The 23,726-nt window shown below is 62.4% G+C and carries 22 protein-coding genes; 8 read left to right on the forward strand and 14 right to left on the reverse strand.

Going from position 1 to position 23,726, the window contains the following annotated elements; genetic code table 11:
* The first annotated feature begins 1 nt into the window (after position 1).
* From AC1D2N_RS04885 to AC1D2N_RS04900, 4 genes are all read left to right on the forward strand, one after another.
* Positions 2 to 1,183 carry a serpin family protein gene (locus AC1D2N_RS04885; RefSeq protein WP_130653848.1) on the forward strand — a complete coding sequence of 394 codons (1,182 nt, stop codon included), beginning with the start codon at positions 2 to 4 and terminating at the stop codon, positions 1,181 to 1,183.
* Between the two features lie 42 nt (positions 1,184 to 1,225).
* The gene (locus AC1D2N_RS04890) at positions 1,226 to 3,631 is read left to right on the forward strand and encodes a protein kinase domain-containing protein (protein WP_130653849.1); all 2,406 of its coding nucleotides are present in this window, start codon (positions 1,226 to 1,228) and stop codon (positions 3,629 to 3,631) included.
* A gap of 269 nt (positions 3,632 to 3,900) precedes the next feature.
* Entirely contained in the window at positions 3,901 to 4,212 is a 312-nt protein-coding gene (locus AC1D2N_RS04895; RefSeq protein WP_113541909.1) for a DUF982 domain-containing protein, read from the forward strand.
* A 124-nt stretch (positions 4,213 to 4,336) separates the two neighbouring features.
* Positions 4,337 to 5,071 carry a phosphotransferase enzyme family protein gene (locus tag AC1D2N_RS04900; RefSeq protein ID WP_130653850.1) on the forward strand — a complete coding sequence of 245 codons (735 nt, stop codon included), beginning with the start codon at positions 4,337 to 4,339 and terminating at the stop codon, positions 5,069 to 5,071.
* A 68-nt stretch (positions 5,072 to 5,139) separates the two neighbouring features.
* Here the strand turns inward: AC1D2N_RS04900 and AC1D2N_RS04905 are convergent, their stop codons facing one another.
* Positions 5,140 to 5,514, reverse strand: a complete 375-nt coding sequence (locus AC1D2N_RS04905; RefSeq protein WP_130653851.1) for a hypothetical protein — start codon at positions 5,512 to 5,514, stop codon at positions 5,140 to 5,142.
* 1 nt (position 5,515) lies between these two features.
* On the opposite strand from AC1D2N_RS04905, the gene AC1D2N_RS04910 reads away from it, so the two are divergent.
* On the forward strand, positions 5,516 to 6,484 hold the full coding sequence (locus AC1D2N_RS04910; protein ID WP_130653852.1) for a DMT family transporter: 969 nt from the start codon (positions 5,516 to 5,518) through the stop codon (positions 6,482 to 6,484).
* A gap of 380 nt (positions 6,485 to 6,864) precedes the next feature.
* On the opposite strand, the gene AC1D2N_RS04915 is transcribed toward AC1D2N_RS04910, so the two are convergent.
* Positions 6,865 to 7,050, reverse strand: coding sequence for a 4-oxalocrotonate tautomerase (locus AC1D2N_RS04915; RefSeq protein ID WP_130653853.1), 186 nt, complete (start codon positions 7,048 to 7,050; stop codon positions 6,865 to 6,867).
* Positions 7,051 to 7,175: 125 nt separating this feature from the next.
* Here AC1D2N_RS04915 and AC1D2N_RS04920 point away from each other — a divergent pair, with 125 nt between their 5' ends.
* Both AC1D2N_RS04920 and AC1D2N_RS04925 read left to right on the forward strand, forming a co-directional pair.
* Positions 7,176 to 8,060: a LysR family transcriptional regulator gene (locus tag AC1D2N_RS04920; protein WP_130653854.1), complete on the forward strand. Its 885-nt coding sequence runs from the start codon at positions 7,176 to 7,178 to the stop codon at positions 8,058 to 8,060.
* A gap of 81 nt (positions 8,061 to 8,141) precedes the next feature.
* A complete protein-coding gene (locus AC1D2N_RS04925) occupies positions 8,142 to 8,456 on the forward strand; it encodes a VOC family protein (protein ID WP_245484516.1) in 315 nt (104 codons plus the stop codon).
* Between the two features lie 117 nt (positions 8,457 to 8,573).
* Here AC1D2N_RS04925 and AC1D2N_RS04930 read toward each other — a convergent pair whose 3' ends face one another.
* The 3 genes from AC1D2N_RS04930 to AC1D2N_RS04940 form a co-directional block, all read right to left on the reverse strand.
* Positions 8,574 to 9,623, reverse strand: a complete 1,050-nt coding sequence (locus AC1D2N_RS04930; RefSeq protein WP_130653855.1) for a class I SAM-dependent methyltransferase — start codon at positions 9,621 to 9,623, stop codon at positions 8,574 to 8,576.
* Positions 9,624 to 9,780: 157 nt separating this feature from the next.
* Positions 9,781 to 10,839, reverse strand: a complete 1,059-nt coding sequence (locus tag AC1D2N_RS04935; RefSeq protein ID WP_130653856.1) for an alpha/beta fold hydrolase — start codon at positions 10,837 to 10,839, stop codon at positions 9,781 to 9,783.
* 324 nt (positions 10,840 to 11,163) lie between these two features.
* On the reverse strand, positions 11,164 to 11,934 hold the full coding sequence (locus AC1D2N_RS04940; RefSeq protein ID WP_113541940.1) for an SDR family NAD(P)-dependent oxidoreductase: 771 nt from the start codon (positions 11,932 to 11,934) through the stop codon (positions 11,164 to 11,166).
* Positions 11,935 to 12,123: 189 nt separating this feature from the next.
* Here AC1D2N_RS04940 and AC1D2N_RS04945 point away from each other — a divergent pair, with 189 nt between their 5' ends.
* Entirely contained in the window at positions 12,124 to 14,052 is a 1,929-nt protein-coding gene (locus AC1D2N_RS04945; RefSeq protein ID WP_130653857.1) for an adenylate/guanylate cyclase domain-containing protein, read from the forward strand.
* A gap of 70 nt (positions 14,053 to 14,122) precedes the next feature.
* Here the strand turns inward: AC1D2N_RS04945 and AC1D2N_RS04950 are convergent, their stop codons facing one another.
* From AC1D2N_RS04950 to AC1D2N_RS04990, 9 genes are all read right to left on the reverse strand, one after another.
* Positions 14,123 to 14,998 carry an FHA domain-containing protein gene (locus AC1D2N_RS04950; RefSeq protein WP_130653858.1) on the reverse strand — a complete coding sequence of 292 codons (876 nt, stop codon included), beginning with the start codon at positions 14,996 to 14,998 and terminating at the stop codon, positions 14,123 to 14,125.
* Positions 14,999 to 15,000: 2 nt separating this feature from the next.
* Positions 15,001 to 15,906 (reverse strand): type II secretion system F family protein, encoded by a 906-nt coding sequence (locus tag AC1D2N_RS04955; protein ID WP_130653859.1) that lies wholly within the window; start codon positions 15,904 to 15,906, stop codon positions 15,001 to 15,003.
* Complete coding sequence (locus tag AC1D2N_RS04960) at positions 15,903 to 16,766, reverse strand: type II secretion system F family protein (RefSeq protein ID WP_112908759.1); 864 nt, start codon at positions 16,764 to 16,766, stop codon at positions 15,903 to 15,905. Before AC1D2N_RS04960 ends, AC1D2N_RS04955 begins: the two co-directional genes overlap by 4 nt.
* 71 nt (positions 16,767 to 16,837) lie before the next feature.
* Positions 16,838 to 18,736: a TadA family conjugal transfer-associated ATPase gene (locus AC1D2N_RS04965; protein ID WP_018246159.1), complete on the reverse strand. Its 1,899-nt coding sequence runs from the start codon at positions 18,734 to 18,736 to the stop codon at positions 16,838 to 16,840.
* A 19-nt stretch (positions 18,737 to 18,755) separates the two neighbouring features.
* Positions 18,756 to 19,712: a Flp pilus assembly protein CpaB gene (gene cpaB / locus AC1D2N_RS04970; protein WP_112908758.1), complete on the reverse strand. Its 957-nt coding sequence runs from the start codon at positions 19,710 to 19,712 to the stop codon at positions 18,756 to 18,758.
* The gene (locus AC1D2N_RS04975) at positions 19,709 to 20,635 is read right to left on the reverse strand and encodes a hypothetical protein (protein WP_112908757.1); all 927 of its coding nucleotides are present in this window, start codon (positions 20,633 to 20,635) and stop codon (positions 19,709 to 19,711) included. The genes cpaB and AC1D2N_RS04975 overlap by 4 nt, the downstream gene beginning before the upstream one ends.
* 1 nt (position 20,636) lies before the next feature.
* The gene (locus AC1D2N_RS04980) at positions 20,637 to 21,317 is read right to left on the reverse strand and encodes a TadE/TadG family type IV pilus assembly protein (RefSeq protein WP_112908756.1); all 681 of its coding nucleotides are present in this window, start codon (positions 21,315 to 21,317) and stop codon (positions 20,637 to 20,639) included.
* Positions 21,289 to 22,932, reverse strand: coding sequence for a TadE/TadG family type IV pilus assembly protein (locus AC1D2N_RS04985; RefSeq protein ID WP_112908755.1), 1,644 nt, complete (start codon positions 22,930 to 22,932; stop codon positions 21,289 to 21,291). Before AC1D2N_RS04985 ends, AC1D2N_RS04980 begins: the two co-directional genes overlap by 29 nt.
* Positions 22,929 to 23,726, reverse strand: coding sequence for a TadE/TadG family type IV pilus assembly protein (locus tag AC1D2N_RS04990; protein ID WP_112908754.1), 798 nt, complete (start codon positions 23,724 to 23,726; stop codon positions 22,929 to 22,931). The genes AC1D2N_RS04985 and AC1D2N_RS04990 overlap by 4 nt, the downstream gene beginning before the upstream one ends.

The following is a 23,726-nucleotide window of genomic DNA, read 5'->3' on the forward strand; positions in this document are numbered from 1 at the left end:
CATGCCGAAATCCACTCTGCTGGCGGGTCTTGCCGCTTCCCTGATGGCGCTTACGCCCGCCTATGCCGGCAACTCCGGTGACAGCAAGGCGATGCTCGCCGCGCAGGCTGGGCTTGCCGCCGAACTCATCGACCGCACCCTGGCAAAGGAAGGGGCGGCCAATATCATGGTGTCGCCGGCAAGCCTTGCCGCCGCCCTCGGCCTTGCAAGCCTTGGCGCCTCCGAAGAGGGCAAGGCATCGATCGCCAAAGGCCTCGGCTTCGGCGGCGAGGTGAAGGGACCGGAGACGGTGCTTGACGCGATGTCTCCGGAAAAGCCGGCAGCGGCGGATGCGCCTTTGGCGACGGCGGTCGCGATCGTCTTCGACGACAAGCTGGTGCTCGTCCCCGATGCGCTATCCATGCTCGCCACCCACCACATCAAGCCTTCGATCGAGGACCTCGACGGCCCGAAATCGGTCGAGCACATCAACGGCTGGGTCAAGCAAGCCACGCGGGGCGCCATTCCATCAATCCTGGATGCGCCACCCGGCGGCGGCTTCGTCAGCCTCGGTGCGCTCTCCTTCAAGGCCCACTGGAAAACCTCCTTCGATAGGGAAAGCCCGGCAAGCCCCTTTCAGCGGCCGGATGGCTCGACGATTTCGGTGCCGATGATGCATCTTGCCGGCGATGGGCAGAGGTTCCGCTCCGACGAGAAATTCTCAGCTGTCGACCTTGCCTATGCCGGCGAGGGCTACAGCATGGTCGTGGTGGCGGCGCGCTCCGGCAAGGGTGTGGGCGGCGCGGACCTGAAGACACTCGCTTCCTGGCTTCAGGGGGAAAAATTCGAAGCGGCCAAGGGCGAAATCTTCCTGCCCCGCTTTTCCCTGAGCGACGGGCGTGATTTGATGCCGGTACTCAATGCGATGGGCGTGGCGCCCGAGAAGGCCAAGGATGCGGGTTTCCCGGGTTTCACCAAGGAAAACATCCGCTTGTCGCGCGTCCTTCAGAAGACGATGATCAAGGTTGACGAAAACGGCACGGAGGCGGCGGCAGCCACGGCTGTCATCACGGAACGCAGCATCGATCCGAAGCTTGTTCGCGTCGTGGCCGATGCCCGTTTTGCTTTCGCGCTTCGCGATACCAAGACCGGCCTGCTGCTCGCCGCAGGCCTTATCGGGGATCCATTACTGGCAGGCGAATAGAATTCGGTTTCATGAATGCAATGAATGCAGGGGGACACGTGCATGAGAAGTGATCTGATCGCCCGCTACACGATCGGCGAGCCGATCTATGAAAACGAGTTCATCGTCTATCCCGCCCAGGACAAGCGGATGGACCATGCGGTCTTCATCGTCACACCAGATGTGGCGCTGAAACTCGACAAGGCCCGTTTCGAGCGGGTCTGGACCTCCATCAACGAGGCCAAGTCGCTGACGGCCCGGCGTTTCGTCGAAATCGAGGACCTCATCCCGCCGTCGCCGGAAGACGACAATTTCTATATCGTCGAGAAGCGGCCATCGAAAACGCTGCACCAATATCTCGACGAAACCGAAATGGTGGCTTACGAGCGCGCCGTCGAGATCGGCCGCCACATCCTCGAGGGGCTGGCGACGCTGCACGGCGCCGGTTACGCCCACAATGCGCTGACCGACCAGTGCATTTACGTCTCCGAAGATTATTCCGGCCTCTCGGTCCGGATCGGCAACCTGCACCTGATCTCGAAGATCGGCGAGCACATCATCCCGCCCTATGTGCCGGAATTCGGCGCGCCGGAGATTTATGCCAGCGGCACCTTCTCCGCCTCATCGGCACTCGATATCTACGCAATGGGCATGATCGCCTACAAGCTCTTCCTGCCGCGGCAGACCTATGCCAGCGTCTTTGACAGCGTCATGGTCTGGGAAGACGAGCACCAGCGCGAGCAGAGCTGGAAGAACATCCATCTCGACCCTTCCAACGTCTTTCCCCGCTTGGACGTGCTGATACCCGGTTTTCCCGAGGGTCTTGCAAGCCTTGTGGAAAGGATGCTGAGCCGCGACCCTGCTCAGCGTCCGCGCATGGGCGCCGATGCGCTGGGCGAATTCGCCCGGGTGACGACGGGCATCCAGCCGATGTCGTGGGATCCGCGCGGCGGCATGCAACAGCTGCAGGAGGCGCCGAAACCAAAAAAATGGACGCTTGCCAAGCTGTCCATGATCGGGGCGCTGCTGCTGATCTGCATCGGCGTCGGCGTCGTCACCATCCCGAAGCTGCTGCGCCCGGATCCGAAACTCGTCGCCGATGTCGGCGTCTGGAAGAAGGAGGCCGAAAGCCGCAAGCAGAAGGCGATCGCCGCCAAGGCGCCGGAGCGCCCTTCCAGTGACCAGGCAAAGCTTTCTTATGACACCGGTGCCGCGGCGCTGACCTCGGCCGATGCCCTGCTAAAGGACGAAGATTATGAAAAGGCGCTTCCGGGCTTCCAGACGGCGGCCATCAATCTCGGCAATGCGCTGATCGGCATCTCGAAGGAGAATGCCGAAAAGGCGAAAGCTGCCGCGTCGGCCGCAGGCGGCGACAAGGCGCCAGGCTTTGCCGAGGCCGACGCCAAGATGAAGACTGCCGCCGACGCGGCCACCGCAAAGCAGATGCATGCTGCGGTCGACGCCTACGACGCATCGAAAACGACGTTTGACGATCTCGCCAAGGCGCTCACCGCGCTGACTGCAGCCGAAAAGGACGCGGCGGCCAAACGCGAAACCGTCGATCGCATCGGCGCCGGCGATAGCCCCGACGTCAAAAAGGCGAGCGGGCTGATGGCGGACGCCAAGACCAAGGCCGAGCAATGGCAGATGCCGGCGGCGACCACAGGCTATGGCGATGCCGCCAAACTGTTCGACGCTGTTATCGCCGATGTCATGGCGGCAAAGGACGAGGCGACGGCGCTGAAGCAGAAAGTCACTGATCTCAGCGCCTCGATCGCGACACGTGCAGGTGCTGCCGAACCGACGCTTGCAGCCCTCGCCCCCAAGATCGGCGAAGCCGACGGCCGCTACACCGCGGAAGCCTATAAGCTTGCCGTCGTTGCCTACCAGCCGATCCTGGCCGATCTCGAGGCGCTGTCGGCGCGCGGCTTCTGCCCTGTTTCGCAGACCCTTGCCTTCGAGACCGTGCCGGCGGGAAGTTATTCGCTGGAGAATGTCCGGCTGATGACCTCGTCGATGAAGGAACTCGGCGGCATGCTTGGCGTTGCCAATGGCGCCGTGAAGATCGACAAGTCCTTCTGCATGCAGACGAAGGCCGTCACCCGCGCCGAGATGGCTGAATATTACACCGCCAACTCCGATCCCGCCGCAGCCCAGGCCTATGCCGACAATCCGCAGCAGCCGGCCGACGACGTGCCGCTTGCCGTGGCGCAGAACTATACGGCCTGGCTGTCGAAACAGCTGAACGCCCCCGTCCACCTGCCGTCGGCGACGGAATGGATGGCAAGTGCGGCGAAGATCACGCCGGAAAAACTGCCCGATAGCGGCGATATCATCCTGCAATGGAGCGCCACCCCCTGCGAAGCCGGCGGCAACGTCGCCTTCATGGCGCAGGAGGGCTCGACCTTCGTCGTCTGCTCCGACGCCTCCGCCGGGGGCATCTTCCGCGTCACGGCCGAATTGCGGTGAGGGATCCGAAGCGTGGAGACCGAAAAGGGAAGCGTGCGCCGCTGACACCGAGGCGGGTAATCGGTTGCGAACCCGGAATGCGTCCATCAGTGCACCACTTCGACGGATCGCAGGGCGCTCCGACATAAGGTTCCAGAGCGCCCTTTCTTCTTCATTCGGCAGCTCGCGCTCAAGCCGCATACCTCTACACTTTTCAATTCCAAATTTCAGAATACGCGCGTATATTGAGCTGGGGACTGCAGTATCCGTGCCTTGAGGGGTCGAGGACAATGTGCTGGAACACATCATCAGCATTCACGCCGGTTGGGTTTGCTTTGCGAGGCCCGGCATCTCGCAAGATCGTATGGACGCTGGGCGACGCGGCCCGTCTCCTGATCAACGACTGGCCTTGCGATGACGGCGAGGAATATGTGGCTGCCGTGAAAGCCTGCGTCGACGCATTGAGCGGGAAGATTGCCCCGGAACAATTCCGGGAAGCGCTTCTGCGTGCGGCCGATGAGGCGGGTATCGCTACTCTATCGCTCGTCCGGCAGGGAATGGGAGAGCGACGGCAGGACGTTCCCCCGATGATGCGAACATAGGCCTTATATCAAGGGGCTACCCGCTTTTCGACGTCACGTTTGCGCCCCAGCAGCGGAGATCGTCGCGTCGCAAACTTCTTCTATTTCTCCGTCGATTTGATCACGACCGCCAGGGATATCGTCAATGGGATGGGAAGCACTGGGGCAATGGGGTGAAGGTGCGGTACGCATCGAACCACTTGCCGGTGGAGTCGCCAACGACGTGTGGAGCGTTCGCATCAATGGGCAGATCGCGGTCGCTCGTCTCGGCTCCAGGAGCGACGCTGATCTTGCATGGGAAGCCGCGCTGCTCCAATACCTCGACCGTGAAGGCATGACCGTTCCAGTGCCGATCCCGACGACTGACGGCCGGCTGTTCGTGGACGGTCTGGTGGTGATGAAATACATGGAGGGCGGACCGCCCGAGATGGAGTCCGACTGGCGTCGCGTGGCCGACACGCTCCGCGAACTACATCGGTTGACACGGGGCTGGCCGCAGCGCCCAGGCTGGCGATCGTCGAGCGACCTTCTGCATGCCGAAACTGGAACGAGGATCAACCTTGCCTCGATGCCGCCCGAGGCCGTTGTTCGATGCCGGGCAGCGTGGGCGCGGCTCATCGGACGCCCGACATGCGTTGTCCACGGCAACCCCAACAGCCCTGCCAACGTCCGCATGACCGCCGATCGGGTCGCGTTGATCGATTGGGACGAGGCACATGTCGACATCCCCGACCTTGACCTGGTGCTGCCCGGCAACGCTGCCGGGCTCGACGAGGGCGCGCACGACATCGCCGCGCAAGCGTCAGCCGCATGGGAAGCCGCCGTCTGCTGGCAGGACGAGTACTCCGTCAAGCGACTTGCCGATGTTCGAGCGGTCTGAGCAGTTGCGGCGGATCGACGACCTTGCGGCTAACGCTCGGCAACGGCGCGTTCAGCTGCCGGCGTCAACTACCGCAGGCAGAACCCGAATTGCATCAAGCCGATCCATGACACCCCGCCGGTTGAAAGCCTCGATGTCGAGGAGATGGGAAATCGGCTCCGCTGAACAGGCGGCAAGGCCGTCTGCGTGAATCCAATCCCGATGTTGCTGCGATGACCGCTTCGAAGCGTTGCACACGCATCGCGGCCCCCGCGATACAGCACCGTTTCACGATCCGGGTGATGCGTATCGAGAGGCTGGTTCTCAATTTCGCCGGCTACCGACCAGAGCGCGTGGCCGGTAAATTTTCCCCATTCGATCAGGCATTTCGCCTGATTGACAAACGGCACACTCGGTGTCGCGGAGACCAGGGTTCGGTGACGCAACTTCAAATGGGTGAACATTATGGACAGACTTTTCTATGTTGGCGTGTCGGCCGCACTCTTTGCGGCCTTTGCCTTTTCGCTCAACTTCGTCGTGCCCTTCATCATCGGTGACTATTCCACGTTTGATTTTGCCCTCATCCGTCACGTCGTCTCGGCACTCGTCGGGCTTTACATTCTGTTTTCCGAAAAGGGTGTCATGCGCCACCTCACGCTTCGAAACTGCGTGCAAGCCATCTGGCTCGCCTTCGTCGGCTATGTCGGCTACTTCCTGACAGTGACGGGAGCGGCCCTCTTTGCCGGCCCAGTCATCGCTCCGGCCTTTCTCGGGCTGGTACCAATCGTATTGATGGTCATCGGCAATCAGCGTCAGGCATCATTGCCATGGCGATCCCTCATGGCGCCCCTGGCACTGGTGCTGGTCGGCCTTGGCCTCGTCAATGGCACGGCATTCACGGCCGAAGGACTGGACACTGTGCAATCATTGTGGATTGGCGTGCCGCTGGCGCTTGCCGCCGTGGGTCTTTGGGTCTGGTTCGCGCTTTCCAATCAGGCAGCACTCGCCGCACGGCCGGACATGCCATCCAGCGTGTGGTCGGCGCTGATACTCGTTGGCGGCGGGGTCTTGATGCTGGTCTTCTTTCCCATCGGTGCTTCGATGGACCTCTTCCGGCTTCCTACATTGGGATTCGGCTGGAGCGCTGCCGGCAACCTCTATGTCTGGGGCACAACTCTCGCGCTGTTGGCCACCGTGGGCGGGGTCTGGGCCTGGAATATTGCCTCACGCAGCCTGCCGGTTGCCTTGGCCGCGCAATTGATCGTCTCAGAGACTGCCTTCGGCGTGATCGGCGGACTTGTCGTGCATGCGCGCTGGCCAACTCCGATCGCGGTCGCCGGGGTTGTTGTCCTGATCGCCGGCGTCGTTCTGTCGGTTCGGATTTTCTATGATCGCCAATTTGCATCTGGAAGGACAGTGCTTGCTAACGAGTGACCGCTGGACACAGGAAAAACGGGCGCAGGTATCGGAGACGCCACGTTCAACGTAAAATCGGCTTTTGACGCAAACATGCCGCCTCGCCAGTCCAATGCGTTGTCCGCATTCAAGCCGCCGTTTGGCTGGGCTGCTCTACGCCTGATCCTTCGATGACGAAAAAGCTCGCCTAGGGCCGAACTCCGGCACCGCTCAGATGCACCACAAGGCAAATTCCCTGCGAATTCGGCTGCCCAAAGGCTTGCGTGCGGTGGAGTTGCGGCGGCCAGTAAAATCAACCGGCCACCCTTCACGTTCAGCACGGGAGCCGCCTGCCGGCCTCTCCAATACCATGGCGGCGGCGTCCTGTAGCTCGAGTGTTCGCCGCTGCCGGTCGTCTCTCAGGCCTCGGATTTCAGCTTGCCACCGACCGCCCAGGAATCCTTGGCGATCTCCGTTATCAGGATTTCCAGCGATTCCGGCGGGCACGCCAGGGTTTCGACTGCGGCCTTGGTCACTTCGCGCGCGAAGGCGCGTTTCTGATCGTCGGTGCGGCCGGGATGCATCTGCAGGTGAAGAATGGGCATGGTGTCTCCTTGGTCAGGTTGGTGATGTCCGTCGTCTTGGCGCGGGCATGACGACCATGTTGTAAATTCCTTGGTTGATAAATAAGCTCCCGGTATCGTCATTCGAAACCAACAGGTAGGCAATTGTGGACAAGCTGGCCGGAATGGCGATGTTCGTCAGGGTCATCGACAATGGCAGCTTCGCCGCCGCCGCGGAGATCGCGCAAGTGTCGCCTGCCATGGTTGCCAAGCATATCAAGACGATTGAGACCCGGCTCGGGGCGAAGCTGATCCATCGCACCACGCGACGCCATCAGCTCACAGAGGTTGGCCAGCTCTATTACGAGCGCTGCAAGCGCGCGCTGTCCGAAGTGGCGCTGGCCGAGGCTTCGGCGAGCGAGCTGCAATCGGCGCCGCGCGGCCGGCTTCGGTTGGTGGCACCCGTGAGCTTCGGGACGCAAGTCCTGGTGCCGGCGCTGATCGATTACCAGAACGCCTATCCCGACGTCAGCATCGAGCTATCGCTCGACAACAATGTCCATGACCTCGTCGGCGAAGGGTTCGAGCTCGGCATCCACATCGGTCCGCTCTCGGACAGCAGCCTCGTCGCCCGCCCGCTCACGCCCTACCGGCGGATTCTCGCTGCCTCGCCGGACTATCTTGCCCGCCATGGCCGGCCGACTTCGCCGGAGGCTCTTGCGAACCATCTCTGCCTCGGCCACTCCTATTGGCGCATGCAGGATCACTGGCACCTGGTCGGACCGGGGGGCGAAATGCGCGATGTATTGATTTCCGGAAAATTCTCGACCAACCAGGGGGCGGCGCTGCGCGTGGCCGCACTCAGCGGCGCGGGAATTGCGCTTCAACCGGAACTGCTGCTCGCCGCCGATATCGCCGAAGGACGGCTTGAGCAGGTTCTGCCGGAATGGTCCTACAAGCCTGTTCCGATGTACCTCGTCTATGCGCCGGACCGTCGGCCGACAGCGATGTTGCGGACGGTGATAGATTTCCTGGTGGACCGGTTTGGCTGACAACGCTCGGTCAGGGCGACCACAGGAAAAGCAGCTCCGAGCAGAAAAGGAGGCACCAGTTGCAACTGAGTTTGGAGCTATTTGCCGTCGCTCGATTTCTATCAGCGTTTCCTGGGCTTTGAAGTGCAGGGTTCGGCAAGCGCCGAATACTCGATTTTGAAAAACGGTGACGCGGTGATCGCGATCAATTCGCACAGCGTCCTTTTTCGACCGATCATCCGCTGCGGATCGATACCGGCCAGAGCTGGCCTCGGCGTAGAGATCGTCTTGAAGGTCGCTGACGTCGAGGGTGCCTATCGCACGGCGAAAAAGAGCGGCTGGCCGGTCTCCGATCTTGCTCTACAGCCCTGGGGGCTGCGTTACTTTCGCCTTGTGACCAGCCGTCATACGAGCTGATGCAAGTCCGGGGGTGGCCAGAGGCGGACGAACACAGATCCCGCTTTGCCCCAAGAGCGGTCATCAGGTGAGGCGCCCGCCCCATCTGGCCGGACACGGACGCGCCACGACTTCTCATCAGGTTGCTTCGAGCACCATGTTGAGCGGGGTCTGGGCTGCTCGGCGGACATGTGTGAACCCGCCTGACCGGATCACCTCCGTCAATCGCTTCTCTCCCGCCTGAGCGCCAAGCGCGAGTCCCGTCTCCTGCGCCAGGGAGGTGGGAACGCAGATCATCGTCGAGGCGGAGTAGTAGAGCCGCCCGACCGGGTTGATATTGTCCTCGAGCGTATCCCCGGCCGTGGGCTCGACCACCATCCACGTGCCACCCTCCTTCAGCGCCTTTCTGATATGCGCCGCCGCGGTCTTCGGATCGCCCATGTCGTGCAGGCAGTCGAAGCAGGTGATCAGATCGAAGTCGGTTCCATCGAAGTCCTGCGCCCGGCCCACCTCGAAGTGCACGTTCGTCAGGCCATCTGCCCGGGCGTGGGCGGTAGCGGCCGCAATCGAACCCGCATGGAAGTCGTAGCCGATGAACCGGGAATTGGGGAAAGCCTGCGCCATGAGGATCGTCGACAGCCCATGTCCGCACCCCACGTCGGCCACAGTCGCGCCCGCCTTTAGCCTGTCGACGACTCCATCGAGCGCAGGCAGCCAGTCCTGCACGAGGGCATTCACATAGCCGGGCCGGAACAACCTCGCCACGGCGCAGAACATACAGCCGGCCTGATCCCCCCAAGCCACGCCTCGACCGGTCTTGAAGGCAGACTGCACCTTCGGCTGGTTTTCGACCATCGCCGCAGCCGTATCGAACGCGCCGATCAGGTTGACCGGGCTGTCGGGTTCAGCAAACACATAGGCCTGTTCGGGCGTGAGCGAGAACCGGCCATTCTCGTAATGCACATAGCCCGAAGCCGCCTGCGCTGCCAGCCATTCGCGCACATAGCGCGGCGCGCATCCCGCGGCCTCGGCAAGCTCGTCGGCCGTCGCGGGGCCGATATCCCTGATGGTCTTGTAGAGGTCGAGCGCGTCCCCGATCCGCACCAGCGGTACGCTGACTGCACCGCCAAGGTCACCAAGGATGCGGCCAACGAGCTCATTGAGCCTTGTTTCGTTGAGTTGGGTCATGTCGGATTCCTCCTGATCTACGGGCGGCCTCTTGCCGATCGCGGTTCAAGGATGAGACGCCTCGCGTCTGACGGCATGAGACGATTGTCCCGCGCAGCTGCCGGATTCAGGCCCGGCAAAGGGGCGTTTGTCCCAAAGGCGTGGGCAACGCAGCACGCTATCTGGAAAGCGCCATGACGATCGCCTGCGAACGGTTATGCACGCCGAGCTTGCTGAAAATCACCGACAGTTGGTTGCGCACGGTCTTCACGCTCTTGCCGAGGCGGGCTGCGATCGCGCGATTGTCGAGCCCCTCCGCGACGAGGTCGAAAAGCGCCGCCTCAGCGGGTGTCAGACCGGCGTCGCGAATGGCGCGTGGTCGCACGGGTCGATCCTGCCCGAGGAAGGTTGCGAGTTCGGCATGGAAGACGGCCCAGGCCGGTTCGTCGGGCAAGAGCACATGGTTCTTGCTCTCGAGCGGTATGAAGCGTGCTCCGGGAATCGCGGCCGCAAGCTTGCAGCCTTGGTCGAACGGCACGCGCATATCGCCGCGGCTATGCGCAACCAAAGTCGGGACGCGAAGTGTCGTCGCCAGATCAAGCATATCGAGCCCCTGCATCTGCCAGAGCAGCTGCGCGGCAACTTCGGGTGTTGCCGTCACACGCTCCAGATCGCCCCACCAGCGATGCTGTTCGGGTGTCCCGTCCGGAATGAAAAGGTTGGTAAAGAACCGACAGAATGCCGGATTGTCGCGGCCCCAGCCGATGCGGATCAGGTTGACGAGCGTCTCGGCTTCCAAGCGCTCGGCCTCGGTCTGCGCGCGGGCCCGCGCACCCTGACTATAGGCATTCAGGAGCACCAGGTGTGACACCCGCTCGGGATGCCTCAGGGCGAATGCGATACTGAGGGCGCCGCCTTGCGAAAGACCGAGGAGGACGAAACGCGGCTCCTCAATGGAGGCTGCCACGGCATCCAGGTCCGCATGCCACGCTTCAACCGAAAGATCGGCGACATGCCGGTCCGATAGACCACAACCGCGCGGATCGTAGCGCACAAACCGGTTGCCGGCGGAGAGCGCCTGCAGCCACGGCCGCCAGACCGGGCTCTCGACATCATAGTCGACATGACTAAGCCAGTGAGCCGCCCGCAGGATCACTTGTCCCGTCCCGCACGATGCGACGGCTATCCGCGTGCCGTCGGCGGAGGCGCAGAACCGTATGGTCTGGCTGAGTTTCATCGGTCAAGATTAGCGCATCAAGAGGTTGCGCAACAGGTCCGTCGCGACGAACTTCGCACCATGGGCGGACGTGTGGTCAGTGACGGTGTCTGATGCCGCCAATCCGGCGCGCAATTTTTGTGAGTGATTTCTTGACGCTCGTCCGCTTCGGGCCGAAAGCGCCGGATGATCTTGCGCTGCTGCGCAGCCAGCTTAGAGCAATTCCACCAAAAGTGCGTAGCGGTTTTGCCAGGCAAAGCGTGAAACGCTTTTTGCCGGGAATTGCGTGAAAACAAAGAGATAGATCTTTTCAGTGACTCGGAGAAAAACGGAAATGCTCTAGCCTCAGGCGACGGACCATCCACCGTCCACCAGCAGGTTAGCGCCGGTGATTAGGCTCGCAGCCGGCGATGCGAGGAAGACCACGGCACCCACCACATCATCGGTTTCACCGATCCGGCCGAGTGGAATGTGACCGAGCGTCGCTTCGCGATTGTCGGCATCGGATAGAAAAGGTGCTGTACCATCCGTGTGGATGAACGTCGGCGATACGGTGTTTACAGTGACATTATAGCGTGCCCATTCGGCTGCAAGGCAGCGCGTGAGGTGATTAATTGCCGCCTTGCTCATGCAATAGATTGCCTCGCCGCGCAGTGCCACGGTGCCGGCCTGCGAGCTGATGTTGATGATCCGGCCGCCGTTGCGCTTGATCATGTGACGCCCTACGGCCTGCGTCATCAGAAAGGTGCCCTTGATGTTGACATCGAGTATCTCGTCAAGGTCCTTCTCCTCAACGAGTTCCGCGAGGTTGCCTGGAGCCACGCCGACGTTGTTGACGAGGACGTCGATCCGACCGAACACGGTAAGCGCCGCGTCGACGGCTTGTGCGATATGAGCCTTGTTGGGAATATCCAGTTGAACAGGGAGAACTTTTCGTCCCGTCCCCTCGAGTTCGGCAACCAGACCCGCCGACGCCGCGACATCGCGGACCCCTAAAACAATATCGGAGCCTGCTCTGGCACAGGCAAGCGCGCAAGCTCGACCGATGCCACGACTCGCTCCCGTCACCAAAGTCACCTTGCCCTCAAGGCTGAAGTCCGGCGCGTTCTTCTGCATCATGATGCCTCCCCTCGATAAAGCTCATTTATGGCAGCGTCGGCGTGCGGATGCCAGATATTCTCAGCGTGCTGAGGAGCGTCCCTTTGACACCACAAGCAGATCTGCCGTTTTGGCGGTGTGCTAGTTGCGGCGCTTCGATGGGTGTAGACTGCCGACACTATTGCATGTTCATGCAAGGCAACGATGATGGGCACCCCCGCGCTCGACCGAAAGCTGCTCGCGATCCTCGCGGCGGATATGGTCGGCTACTCGAAGGCGATGGAGGCCGATGAGGCCGGCACCATCAAGCGACTGAAGGCCATCCGCGCCGAACTAATCAATCCCGCCATCTCCGAGCGCCATGGCACAATTATCAAGCTGATGGGCGACGGCGCGCTCGTCTCCTTCGACAGCGTGGTTGATGCGGTTGCCTGCGCCGCGGAGTTTCAGAATGTCGTGGCGGCGCGCAACGCCGACCTACCGGAGCCTGAGCGCATCGTATTTCGCGTCGGGATCAATCTGGGCGATGTGGCCTTGGTGGATGGCGATGTCTATGGGGATGGGGTGAATGTCGCCGCGCGGCTGGAGCATTTGGCCGAGCCGGGCGGCGTCGTGGTGTCGGGCACGGCATACGATCATCTCCAGGGCAAACTCGACTGGCCGCTCGATTTCGCCGGCGAACAGCAGGTCAAGAACATCAGCCGCCCGGTACGGATGTATCGGCTGAGGCTCGACGGCAAACGGGCACGTCGGCCCCTTCTCAAAATGATGCCGCGCTGGGCCAAGGCGGCTGCAGCGGCGATCGTGGCGCTGGCTATGGCAGGCGGCGGGTTCTGGTGGTTCTCGCAGCCCGAACCTTTGAGCGGCAAGCCGTCGGTGGCGGTGCTGCCCTTCGACAATTATGGCGGCGACGAGGCTAGCGGGCGTCTGGCCGATGGACTGACTGAGGACATCATCACCGACCTCGCGCGATTTCCCGAATTCGAGGTGGTGGCGCGGAATTCGACGGACGTTTTTAAAGGCAAGCCCGTGGATGCCCGCCAGGTCGCAACTGCGCTCCATGTCGGCTTTGTACTGGAAGGCTCGATCCAGCGGCAGAGTGATCGGGTACGGATCACAGCACAGTTGATCGATGCAAAAGCCGGCCACCATCTTTGGTCAGAGAATTGGGACCGGCCCGCTGAAGACGTGTTCGCCGTTCAGACAGAAATCGCAGAGCAGGTCGCCAACCGCCTCGGCGGCGGAGTGGGACTGATTCAAGAGGCCGGGCGGGCTGCCGCCAAACGTAAACGGCCTGAAAACCTGAATGCCTATGACTACTATCTGCTCGGGTCCGAAAAGATTGAAAAGCTCACCAAAGCCGATGACGAGGAGGCCATTACCTTGCTCAACCACGCCGTCGAGCTGGACCCGGGGCTGGCCCGTGCCTGGGTAGAACTTTACCATGCTCATGATCTGATGGGCGTGTTTGGCGTCGATCCCGAGGGCAACCGCAAGGTGGCCGCCGATGTGGCCGAACGCGCGGTGCGCCTTGATCCGAGCGACGCTGAAGCCCATGCGGTGTTTGGTATGAGCCTTGCCAATAAGGGCGATATGGGCCGCGGCAAGTCCGAATTCGAGACGGCCCTTCGCCTGGCTCCGGGTTCGTCCGAAATTCTGACCTTTTACAGCGGCTATGCAGCACGCTTCGGTGAACCAGAACGCGGTGCTCAAATGGTCGACAAGGTCATGCGGCTCGACCCGAACTATCCGATGTGGGCGTCCAACTTCTTCGCACCTGCCTATTTTATGGCGGGGCGGTATGAGGACGCGGTGACGATGCTGGAGCGCATGACGCGTGACAACTACCAAAGGTGGACTTGGGTGGTGCGTAGCAGCTCGCTTGCGGCACTGGGTCGAACCGATGAGGCGCATGCTTCAGCTATGGAAACCCTCAAGCAGCACCCCGAGGTGACTGTCGAGAGCATGATCAGTGAACCCGGCCTAAGCACAATCGAGCGCAATCGGTTCATGGAGACAATGCCGCTCGCTGGCTTCCCAACATGCGCCAAGCCCGAGGCGCTGGGGAAACTCGCCAAACCTGTGCGACTGCCGGAATGCCAGGCGGAGAAGGCCGAGCCCCTCGGGCAGCCATAGAACAGCCCTGTGCAACGCGCGCCGCTGATCACCCCGGCACCGGCGAGCATTGCTTGCTACAGGCCTGCGATCAGCGGCGGGCGGGCGGCTTCGTGGCGGCGCGGCGCTGCAGAGCGAAGCGCGCAGCCGAGCAGTTGATGTCGGGAACGAGATCGTAGGTCTGCTGGTAGAGGCCCTGCGCCAGCGTATTGTTGCCGCGGGTTTCCGAGGCAAGGGCTGCCAGTGCCGTACGCTTGTAGGCCTCGACGATCGGCTCGGCGGCTTTTGCCAGCGCGGCGTCATCAGACGGTTCGGCTGCCAGCGAAAGCGCAGCATAGGTTGCGTCGCCATCCCTGCCGACACGGCCGCCGACGGCGCCGTTGAAGCTTTGCTCGGAAACCTGGCGCATGCGCCGGGCATTCTTGATGCATGTCGGAATGCGGCCGGCTTCGGCATTGATGCGCTCGGCCGTCGGGCCACTTTCCGCGCTGCCGCTGTCGGACAGGATCACGTAGCCGATGATGCCGACGATGGCGAGATAAACGACACCCATGCCGGCCAGGAAGGCCGGCTGCTTGAGGAGCGACTTCTTCGGCTTGTCGTCACCCACCTTGGAAGTCTCCTTCTTCGGCGCTTCCTTGGCGGCGGCTTTGACGACGAACTGGAATTCGACATCCTTGCCGAGACGAAAGCTGTCGCCGGCCTTGAGCGAGGCCGTCTGCAACAGTGCTTCGCCGCGCAGCATGATCGGATTCAGCCCCATGCGGCGAATGATGAAGCCGCCGTCGCTCTGCCGCTCGATGCGCGCATGAATCGGCGCCAGGAACGGATCGTCGACGACAATATCGGCATTGGAAGCCCGGCCGATCGACATTTCCGGCCGGTCGAGCACGTGGCTGCGGCTCTGGCCGCCGGGACCGGTCTGCAGAAGGCTTGGCTTGTTTCCGCGGAAGAAGGAAAAGACCATGATCAGAACATCCCACTCGACATCATCTCGACAATTGCCGGGGCTAGCACCAGAAGCAGGATCGACACGACGATCATCATCGCCGGCATGACGATCTTGGCCTTCAGCTTTTCACTGGCCCTGTCAGCCTTTTCCCAGCGGCGGAACCGCAGGTCGCGCGCATGTTCGCGCAACAGCTCGACGCGGTTGCTGCCCTCGACTTCGCCCTGAATCACGGCGCGGATGACGCGGATGACCTCCTCGGCGGTCATGCGGCGCTCCAGCCGCTGCAGGGCCTCGATCATGCCGGTGCCGAGCGCCACGTCCTTCAGCGTCTGTTCGATCTCCTCGCTCATGACGGTGCCGGGTGCCGCCTCGGCATAAAGCCTCAGGCTTTCCGGCAAGGTCGCCTGCGCCTGCTGCGTCATGACGACGAGATCGAGGAAATAGGGAAATTCGCGCGAAATGCGTTCCTTGCGGTCTTGCGCCTTGTCGTCGGCGACGACCCAGAAATAGATGGCGGGGATCAGGCCGAGGATCAGGCCGGCAACGAGCCCGCCGATCACGCTGCCGCTGGCAATGCCGAACAGCACGCCGAGCACGACGAAGCCGAAGAGGCTCAGAACGACCAGAAGCGCGATATATTCCCGCCCCGTGACGCCGCCGAACGGCCGGCCGCCATAGATCAGCTTCTGCTCCAGCTGTGCGCCGTAATCGGCCAGCAGCGGCTCGAAATGCGTCAGCACGAATTCGACAGGCGTGCGCATGCCGATGCTGTCGACGATATTGGGCGGCGGACCATCGCCGCCCGCAGACCGGCGCACCACCTGAATGCTGCCGAGCATGTCGCCGATCCACCAGACGAACAGCGCAGCGGTGATCCCGGCAAAGACGACGGCGATGGGGCCAAGAGGTATCCCGGACATCATACCGACACCTTCATCATCGAGCGCATCCAGAAGAAACCGGTGGCATAGAGAACGGCGCCGACGATCGCGATGACGATGCCGATGGCGTTGCCGAACACCTTGTCGATCAGTTCCGGCTGGCCGAAGAAGATCATCAGGATCATGAACAGCGCGCCGCCATTGACGACGCGAAAATTCATGCGCGCCTGCGACGACGAGGTCGTGATCTTCTGATCGAGCTTCCAGATTTCCTTGAAGGATTTCGACATTTCCGTCAGCGGCTCGGAAATGTCGCCGCCCTGGCGGGCAAAGAGACCGAGTGCCGCATCAACCATCTTGAAGTGCAGGCTCGGCACATTGCGGCCGTGGCGGTCGAGCGCCTCGACCAGGCCGATGCCGAGCTTCTGTTCGCGGGCAATGCGCTCGAACTCGCGCGAGGCCGGCATCTGGCCGGTATCGGCCACCGCATTGACGGCGATGGCCAGCGGCTTGCCGGTGCGCACCGCCGAGACGATCTGGTCGACAGCATAAGGAAGCTGCGATTCGATCTGCAGCCAGCGGCGCTGCAGAAAATAACGGATCACGCCCTTGGGCAGGAAGATGGCGACCGGGATGGCGACGATGATGCCTGGGATAGGACCGAAGATCAGCGAGACCAATACGAAGACGACGATCGCCGTGATGCCGTAGGCGAGGATCATCGTATAAGGCGGAACGGCATCGCGCCCGAAGACCTGCGCCGCCTCGCTGGCGAGCGCGATGTCACGTTCGGTGGCGCGCAGCAGCGGCGCCGGCCATTGCACCGGCGCGCCCCAGACGAGCAGTCCCGCCGTCACCGCGCCGAGGGCGACCGCAAAAATCTGCAGAATGCTGATATCCATGGCTTCCCCCTCAATTGCGTAAAAACAAAAGCTTAGAGCGGTTCTGCGCTTCCGCGAAAACCTGAACCGCTCTAGACAAACATATCAAGTTTTTCGATCTCGCCGTCTTCTCCAAACTCGACGAGCTCGGCGACGAAGCTCGGCAGGTAACCGGTGAAGGCATGCACCGCCTGGCCGCCGGCGCGGCCGACGAGATTGAAGATCGGCTCGACGATGATGAGGCCGGTATCCGGATCGATGCCGATCACCTCTGATATTTCGGTGACGGCACGCCGCCCGTTCGCCAGGCGGTTGAGCTGCACGACGAGCTCGACGGCGGCAACGATCTGCTGGCGGATCGCCATCACAGGCAGCGAGCTCTGCCCCTGCAGCACCATCACCTCCAGGCGGGTCATCATGTCCTGCGGCGTGTTGGCATGCGCCGTCGTCATCGAGCCGGCATGGCCGGTGTTCATCGCCTGCAGCATGTCGATCGCCTCGGCGCCACGGCACTCACCGACGATGATACGATCAGGCCGCATGCGCAGCGCGTTGCGCACGAGGTCGCGGATGGTGACGCTGGTCTCGGACTCCGCAGTCTTCGGCCGCGATTGCAGATAGACGACATGAATGCCGTCGAGCTGCAGTTCGGACGTGTCCTCGACGGCAACCACGCGTTCACCGACCGGGATGAACTGCGACAGGCTGTTCAACAGCGTCGTCTTGCCGGAGCCTGTACCGCCCGACACAACGATGTTCTTGCGGGAACGGACGGCAGCCTCGAGGAAGGCGCGCATCGGCTCGCTGAGCGCGCCGGCGGTCACCAGCTTGCTGATATCGAGCCGCGACTTGCCGCCGAATTTGCGGATGGTGAGGCAAGCGCCCTTGACCGCCAGCGGGGGAATGACGGCGTTGACACGAGAGCCGTCCGGCATGCGGAAGTCGGCCATCGCCTCGCTCTCGTTGATCGAGCGGTTGGAATCGACGGCGATGCGCTCGATCACCTTCATCAGCTGCCGCTCATTGGCGAAGGCGAAAGGGTAGCGCTCCAGCAGGCCGAATTTTTCGACGTAGATCTCGTCATAACGCGTCACCATGATTTCCGAGATGACGTCGAGATCCATCAGCTCGGAGATCGTTCCCCAGCGATACATCAGCTCCTCGATATTGGAGCGCAGGTGCATATGGGCGATCTCGTAGCGGTCGCCGGCGTTGAACAGCGCCTGCCTGGACTGGAAGGCGGCGCTGAAACGCGTATCCAGCTGGGCGAAGTCCGAGCGGGTGGATTCGAAATTGAGCTTGAGTTGCAGGGCTGAGATCAGCGCCTTGCCGACATCGAACAGGCGGCGGTTGTCCTGCTCCTCGCGCGAGAGGCTTGCGGCATTCGACGAGGCATCCCGCCGGCCCGTGCGGGCGATGCGTTTTGCCAGCCACCGATAGACGGCGTTCTTGATGACGAGGATGACGAGATCCTGCGGCGCGCTGTCGAGCGCCTCCTTGATGAACATGTCGAGACGCTCGCGGATGCGGCTTCGCGTCTCCTCGCGGCCGAAATCGGAGGATTTCACCAGCCGGTCATATTGCGTGTCTTTTAGCAGTCGCTCATGGATCTCCATCTGCAGCGCCAGCACACGTTCCTGGTCCGGAAACTGCGTGACCGCGACGGGGGCCGCGGCCGGCTCGACGAGTTCGATCGTAACGTTCGGCACCCAGATCGACATACCGGCCGAAACCGCAACCGGCGTGCCGGCGCGAAGCGGTTGATCGTCGACACGGGTCGGGTTGCGGCCGTGATGCTGCACCGACCATCCCTGGCCCGATTTCCGCAGCACGAATTGCGGCGAAGAGACGTGGCTGCCGCGCAGCCGGACGACGCCCGCGCCGGCGGGCAGCGTCAGCGTGCTGCTTTCGCCGACGAAATAGGTCTCGTTCGCCGAGAGCGGGATCACCTCCCGACCGCTGCCGTCCTCATAGGAAATCTTCAACAGCATGGCTCATTCCCCACGACGCTCACATGCGCGTCCAGTTGATGCTCGGCAGGTCCTCGACGGTATTGTCGGCCGGATTGCGCAGCACGAGGTTCAGGCTGCCGTTCGACTGGCCCATGGCAAAAATCAGCATTTCGGCTTCCGACGGTGTCACTTCGACGGTCACATTGTTGTACGTGCTGTTGGCCTTGGTGACCGCACCCTCCGCCGTCGTCGCCGCGCCGACGGCCAGCACTTTGACATTCTGCAGGAAGGTGCGGGTGACGACGCGGGTGCGCGAGCTGATGCCGAGTTTATAATCCTGCGCCTGTTTGCGGTACGCGTTGACATCGTTCTCGTCGGCCCCGGGATACTGGGTGAGATAATTCTTCAGCATCTGCTCGACCGGCGACTGTGGCTGGGCCGGAGCCGGCGGCTGTCCGGCTGCGGCCGGCGCCTGACCCGGGACGGCAGGCTGACCTGGCACGGCAGCGGGCTGGCCAGGGGCTCCCGGTTGGGTCGCGGCGGCCGGGGCCACGGGCTCGACCGGTTCGTCGACCGTGCCGATGATATCGACATAGCTGCCCGGCTCGACGAAATGCCCGACCGCCGCGGCCGCGTTGACGGGAAGGGTCAGCGCCCGTTTACCCGGCGCGATCATCGTCGTCAGGCGTCCACCGTCGGTATCGTCGAAATACTGGAAGAGCAGCACGGAGCCGGCCGGAATATCGCTCGCAGCCGTCCTGTCCTTCAGCCATTCCTGATAGGCGCTGGCAGCGGGAACCGCGAGTTTGGCCAGCGCCCCGAAGCTTTCCGGCAGCATCACCGGTTCGGCGAGCATGTCGGGCGTGATTGCCTGCCCTCGCGTGACCTTCCTGTCGGGCTGGAGCCGCATGAAGGCATAGGCCACCTGCTCGTTCTTGACGCTCTCGGTCCAGAAGTAGAGCAGAACGCCCGTGATGAGCCCGACGATGACGGCCGCGATGAGCTTCCAGTTCATGGTGTTATTCCCTCTACGAAGGGTTGCCTGATTTGAATGACCTCGACGGTCCGGCCGTCGGTTTTGCTTCTGACATAGAGAACGTTAGCCTCGACGCTGCCGCGCCGGCCATAAAGCGCGGTGACCCCGCCGCGCTGGGCCGGCGGCGTCTCGATGGTGAAACCGTCGCGGACCAGAAGATCGGCGCGCTGATCCGACCAGCGCGAGGCGGTGAGTGTGCCTTTCGACACGACCGTGCGCGACGTGTGGCCCTTGTCGCGATCGCCGATATCGCTCAACACTTCGACACCAGCCGGCGGACGCAGCGACATCGGCAGCTTGCTGGCATCGGCCGGAGCCGCGAAGGCCGGCAGCGTCGAGGCAACATCGTCGAAGCGGCTCATCAGCACTTCGGTCATCGGCGCATCGGCGGGCCGGCGGATCATGATCGAAACGCCGGGGATCGGCCCGTTTGCCGAAGGATTCTTGGGATCCTGCCGCCTCATATAATCGAGGGCTGCCTCGCCGTCGCCGTCGAAGAACCGAACCACTACCGCAAGATCGTCGCGGATCCGGCTCGTCTTCGGGACGATCAGCATGTTGGCGGCAATGACGGCGGTCAGTTCTTCCCTGTCGTTGCTTTTCGGCAGGGCAGGCCGGGTATTGACGGCCAGCACCCGCAGCCACTCGTCGGTGATATCGGAAATGCTGCGATCGCTCTGGTAGGGCGTGAATTCAAGCGGCTGGCCGTTGATGACGAGATCGCGCGGCGCGCGTTCCGGTGCGCCGACGATACCGGCCAGCATCGAATTCAGCGTCACCCTCAAATCCTTGTAGATCTCGGCCCGGCCCGGTGTGGCGACGGCGGCGGCGAGCCCGATGACGAGCGCCAAACCAAGGAGATGGCCAGCGAAACGGAAAGAGATGCGCGAGACCTGTCTCATCCTATTTCGCTCCCGGAAACACGCCGTCGAACAGATCGCCGGAATCGCTGGCTACATCGCGGATTTCCCGACGCAGGGTCGGATCGTAGCCGCGGCGCGTCGTATCGTTGTTGTGGGAGGCAAAGAGTGTTGCGTCGTCTACCGTGAACGCATCCTTCCAGCGGAGGCTCCTGATCGTATCGAGATCGTCGGAATCCCTGAACTTGTAGACGCGGTCGGCCGTCGCCGTGACGAGCTGCGGCTTTTCGTTGGCGAGATCGCCGACCATATCGCCGAAGTCGCGGCCGTCGCTTTTGAGGGTGTTCTGCACGTCGTCCCAGACAAAGGTGCGTTGGGGGTCGCCGTCGCCTTCATGCGACGGCGTGCGCGAACAGCTCATGGCGTCGCCCCCGGGCAGTGCCGGCAGGGTCGGGATCGGAAAGACGTTCGAGAAATCCGACGTGCAGTCCAGCCCATTCGCCTCGGCGAAGGCGGCGTTGCGCATCGCAACCATGGTTCCGACCTTCTTGGTGGAAATCTTGTTCGCGTGGATGACGAAAATCACGATCAGCAAGATGACCGGCGCGGCGAGCACGAATTCGATCGAGGCAAGACCGCGCCTGTCGCGGTGCAGCCGCATCAGCAGCCCGCGGCCCGGAGGACCGCCCATAGGCTCAGTGGGTGTTGACGGCAGCCCAGGCATTGGCTCCTCCCTGGTCGAAGACGCGGGTCAAGCCGGTAAAACTGTCGGCGGCCGGGCTCTGTTTGATGGTGTTCGAAACCTGTCCAATATCATCGGCCAGCGTGGCGGGGGCGAGCGATGCGAGCCAGTCCTGGGTGTAGAGGTCGAAGGCCGTGTAATTGTGGACCCAACTCTGCGCGAGCGCATAGGCGGATGGCGTCTTGTCCTTGAAGATGCGGATCTGCAGCCGGGCGCGCGGCGCGCGTGAAACGACCGCCAGGGTTTGATAGTCGTCGAGTTGCTCGCCGCCAAAGGGCGTGAAGTTGAAGGGGATACGTCCCTTCAGCCAGTAGGGCTTCGGGAAGGAGACGAGAGGCAAATTGGCACCAGTCACGGAGATCGCGCCGCCCGCCGGGCCGCAGACCTGGTTCCAGATCATGTCGAACTTGCGGGTGAAATCGTTCTCGTCCGACGTCTGCGCATCGGAATACCGCGGCGGCACGTCGATCGGCAGCTGGAAGGGGTTGGTGATGCCGAAGCCGACGCCGAAGACCTTGTCCGCGAGCCAGAAACTGACATCGAGCGCCAATTCCTCCCAAAAGCCGAGATCGCCGGCATATTGTTCGACAATCGCCTTGAACGGGATCTTGCTCAGGTAAGCCGGGCCGAAGGCTTCATAAAAGATGTAGAACTCCACCAGCGCATCGTCGACGCCGCTTTCGTGGTTGACCCAGTCGCGGATATGGCTGCCATCGACTCCGCCTGCCGTCAGCGGACCCTTGCCGTTGGGGAAGCCGCGGTTGGCAAACTCACCGCGCATGAGGAATGGGTCCTGTCCCTCAGTGCCACTGCTCATGGCGCGGCACATTTCAGCGTAGGCCGAGACCGGATTGATGCCGTCGCGATCCACCGGCAGGTTGCCGCCGGCACCTTCTCCAGCACCGTCGCAGGATTCGCACGGCGGATGGAACACGACGTGGTCTGATTTGTTCAGGCGCACCAAGTGCAGGGCTTCGTTGCCGACGCGCTGCGGAAAGCTCTCGACGAGGTAGTCGTTGAGGTCGTTCATGGCGTCGATGATGTCGCTGGACTTGTTGATGAGGCCCAAGGGATCGTATTTGATTTGCGCCGCCACCGTATATGCGATCGCTTTGGTGGCTTCCGTCGCCCGGAACCCCTGGAAAGCCAGGCAAGCGCCGTAGATGATGCCGCCGACGATCGGGACCTTTTGCCAGCCGGGGCAATAGGGCATCGGCGGAAGCGGCGGCAGAAGCGACGCCGGCCCGAAGCCCTCAGTAAATGAATATTGTGCGAGTTTCGCCAGAATAGCGGTCGAACGCAGGGCCAGTTCCGCTGTCGTGAGTTGGAAGGCGACCGAGGTCGCCATGACGACGGTTGCCTGCGACGAAGCGACATTGTTCATCGCCATGATGTTGAGATAGCGAGCTTCCCAGTCGGCATGGACGAGTGCGGCGGCGTCGGCCGTGTCCTGCGTGCGCTGCTTGTCGTAGATCATCTGTCCCGTATTCAGGATCCAGACGATCATCAGTGCGAGCGCGATCGTCATGTAGAGAATGATCGGTGATAGGAAGCCACGTTCGTCGCGGTGCAGGCGTTTGATGAGGGTCGGTGTCATAGCAGGTTCACCTCCGCCGTCGAAATCGTGTAGTAGCGTCCGTCCTTCCTCTGGCCGCGGGCAAAGACCCAGCCGGCATATTCGAGCAGCAGGAAGCGCGCTTCCACCTTGGCGGTGACCGGCACGTGGGGCGAGCGGTTGATAGCGGCATAGAGCGCCATCGGCGCGCGATCGACGGTCACGGTGACGTTCTGCGGATCGAACATGTAGCGGGCCTGGTTGCGCATCGCGCGCCAGTTCTTCGAAAGCCCCGAGGCGTCGGCAAGGCTTTTCAGCGCCTCTTCCGGCGGCTGGCAGGCGCCGACGCATTTCAGCTGGTCGTAGGGTGCGGCCGGGATCAAAGCCAGGCGGGCGGCAAGATCGGCCTTGCCGGGGGCAGCGTCGTTATCGCAGGTCTTGGCGTCGATTAAGCTGCGGATGGTGATCGGCAGGGCCGGGCAGAAATAGACGCGGGCGCTGCGGGCCGCCGCATAGGCGGCATAGTGTGTGAAGAGGTGGTTCTTTGCCAGGATCGTGAACTGGAAGACCACGAACATGAAGAAGACGAAGACCGGTGTCACGAGGACGAAATCCATCATCGTCGTGCTGCCGGAGATATCGCCATGAAGCTCCGATATCCGGCGCCGGCGGGCGGAAAGCCGCGGCAGCAACAGCATCGAGACAAGCAGCATCATCGCGATCGTAAATGTACCGAAGAGCGCGCCGTGATCCTCAGGGATCCAGAAGGTCCGTGAGTGCAGGATCGAACTCCAGAAGGCACCGTCGAAGATGGGGCGTTCGAGTTCCGCGCGCAT

This window comes from Rhizobium sp. P1_B8 (assembly GCF_056406515.1).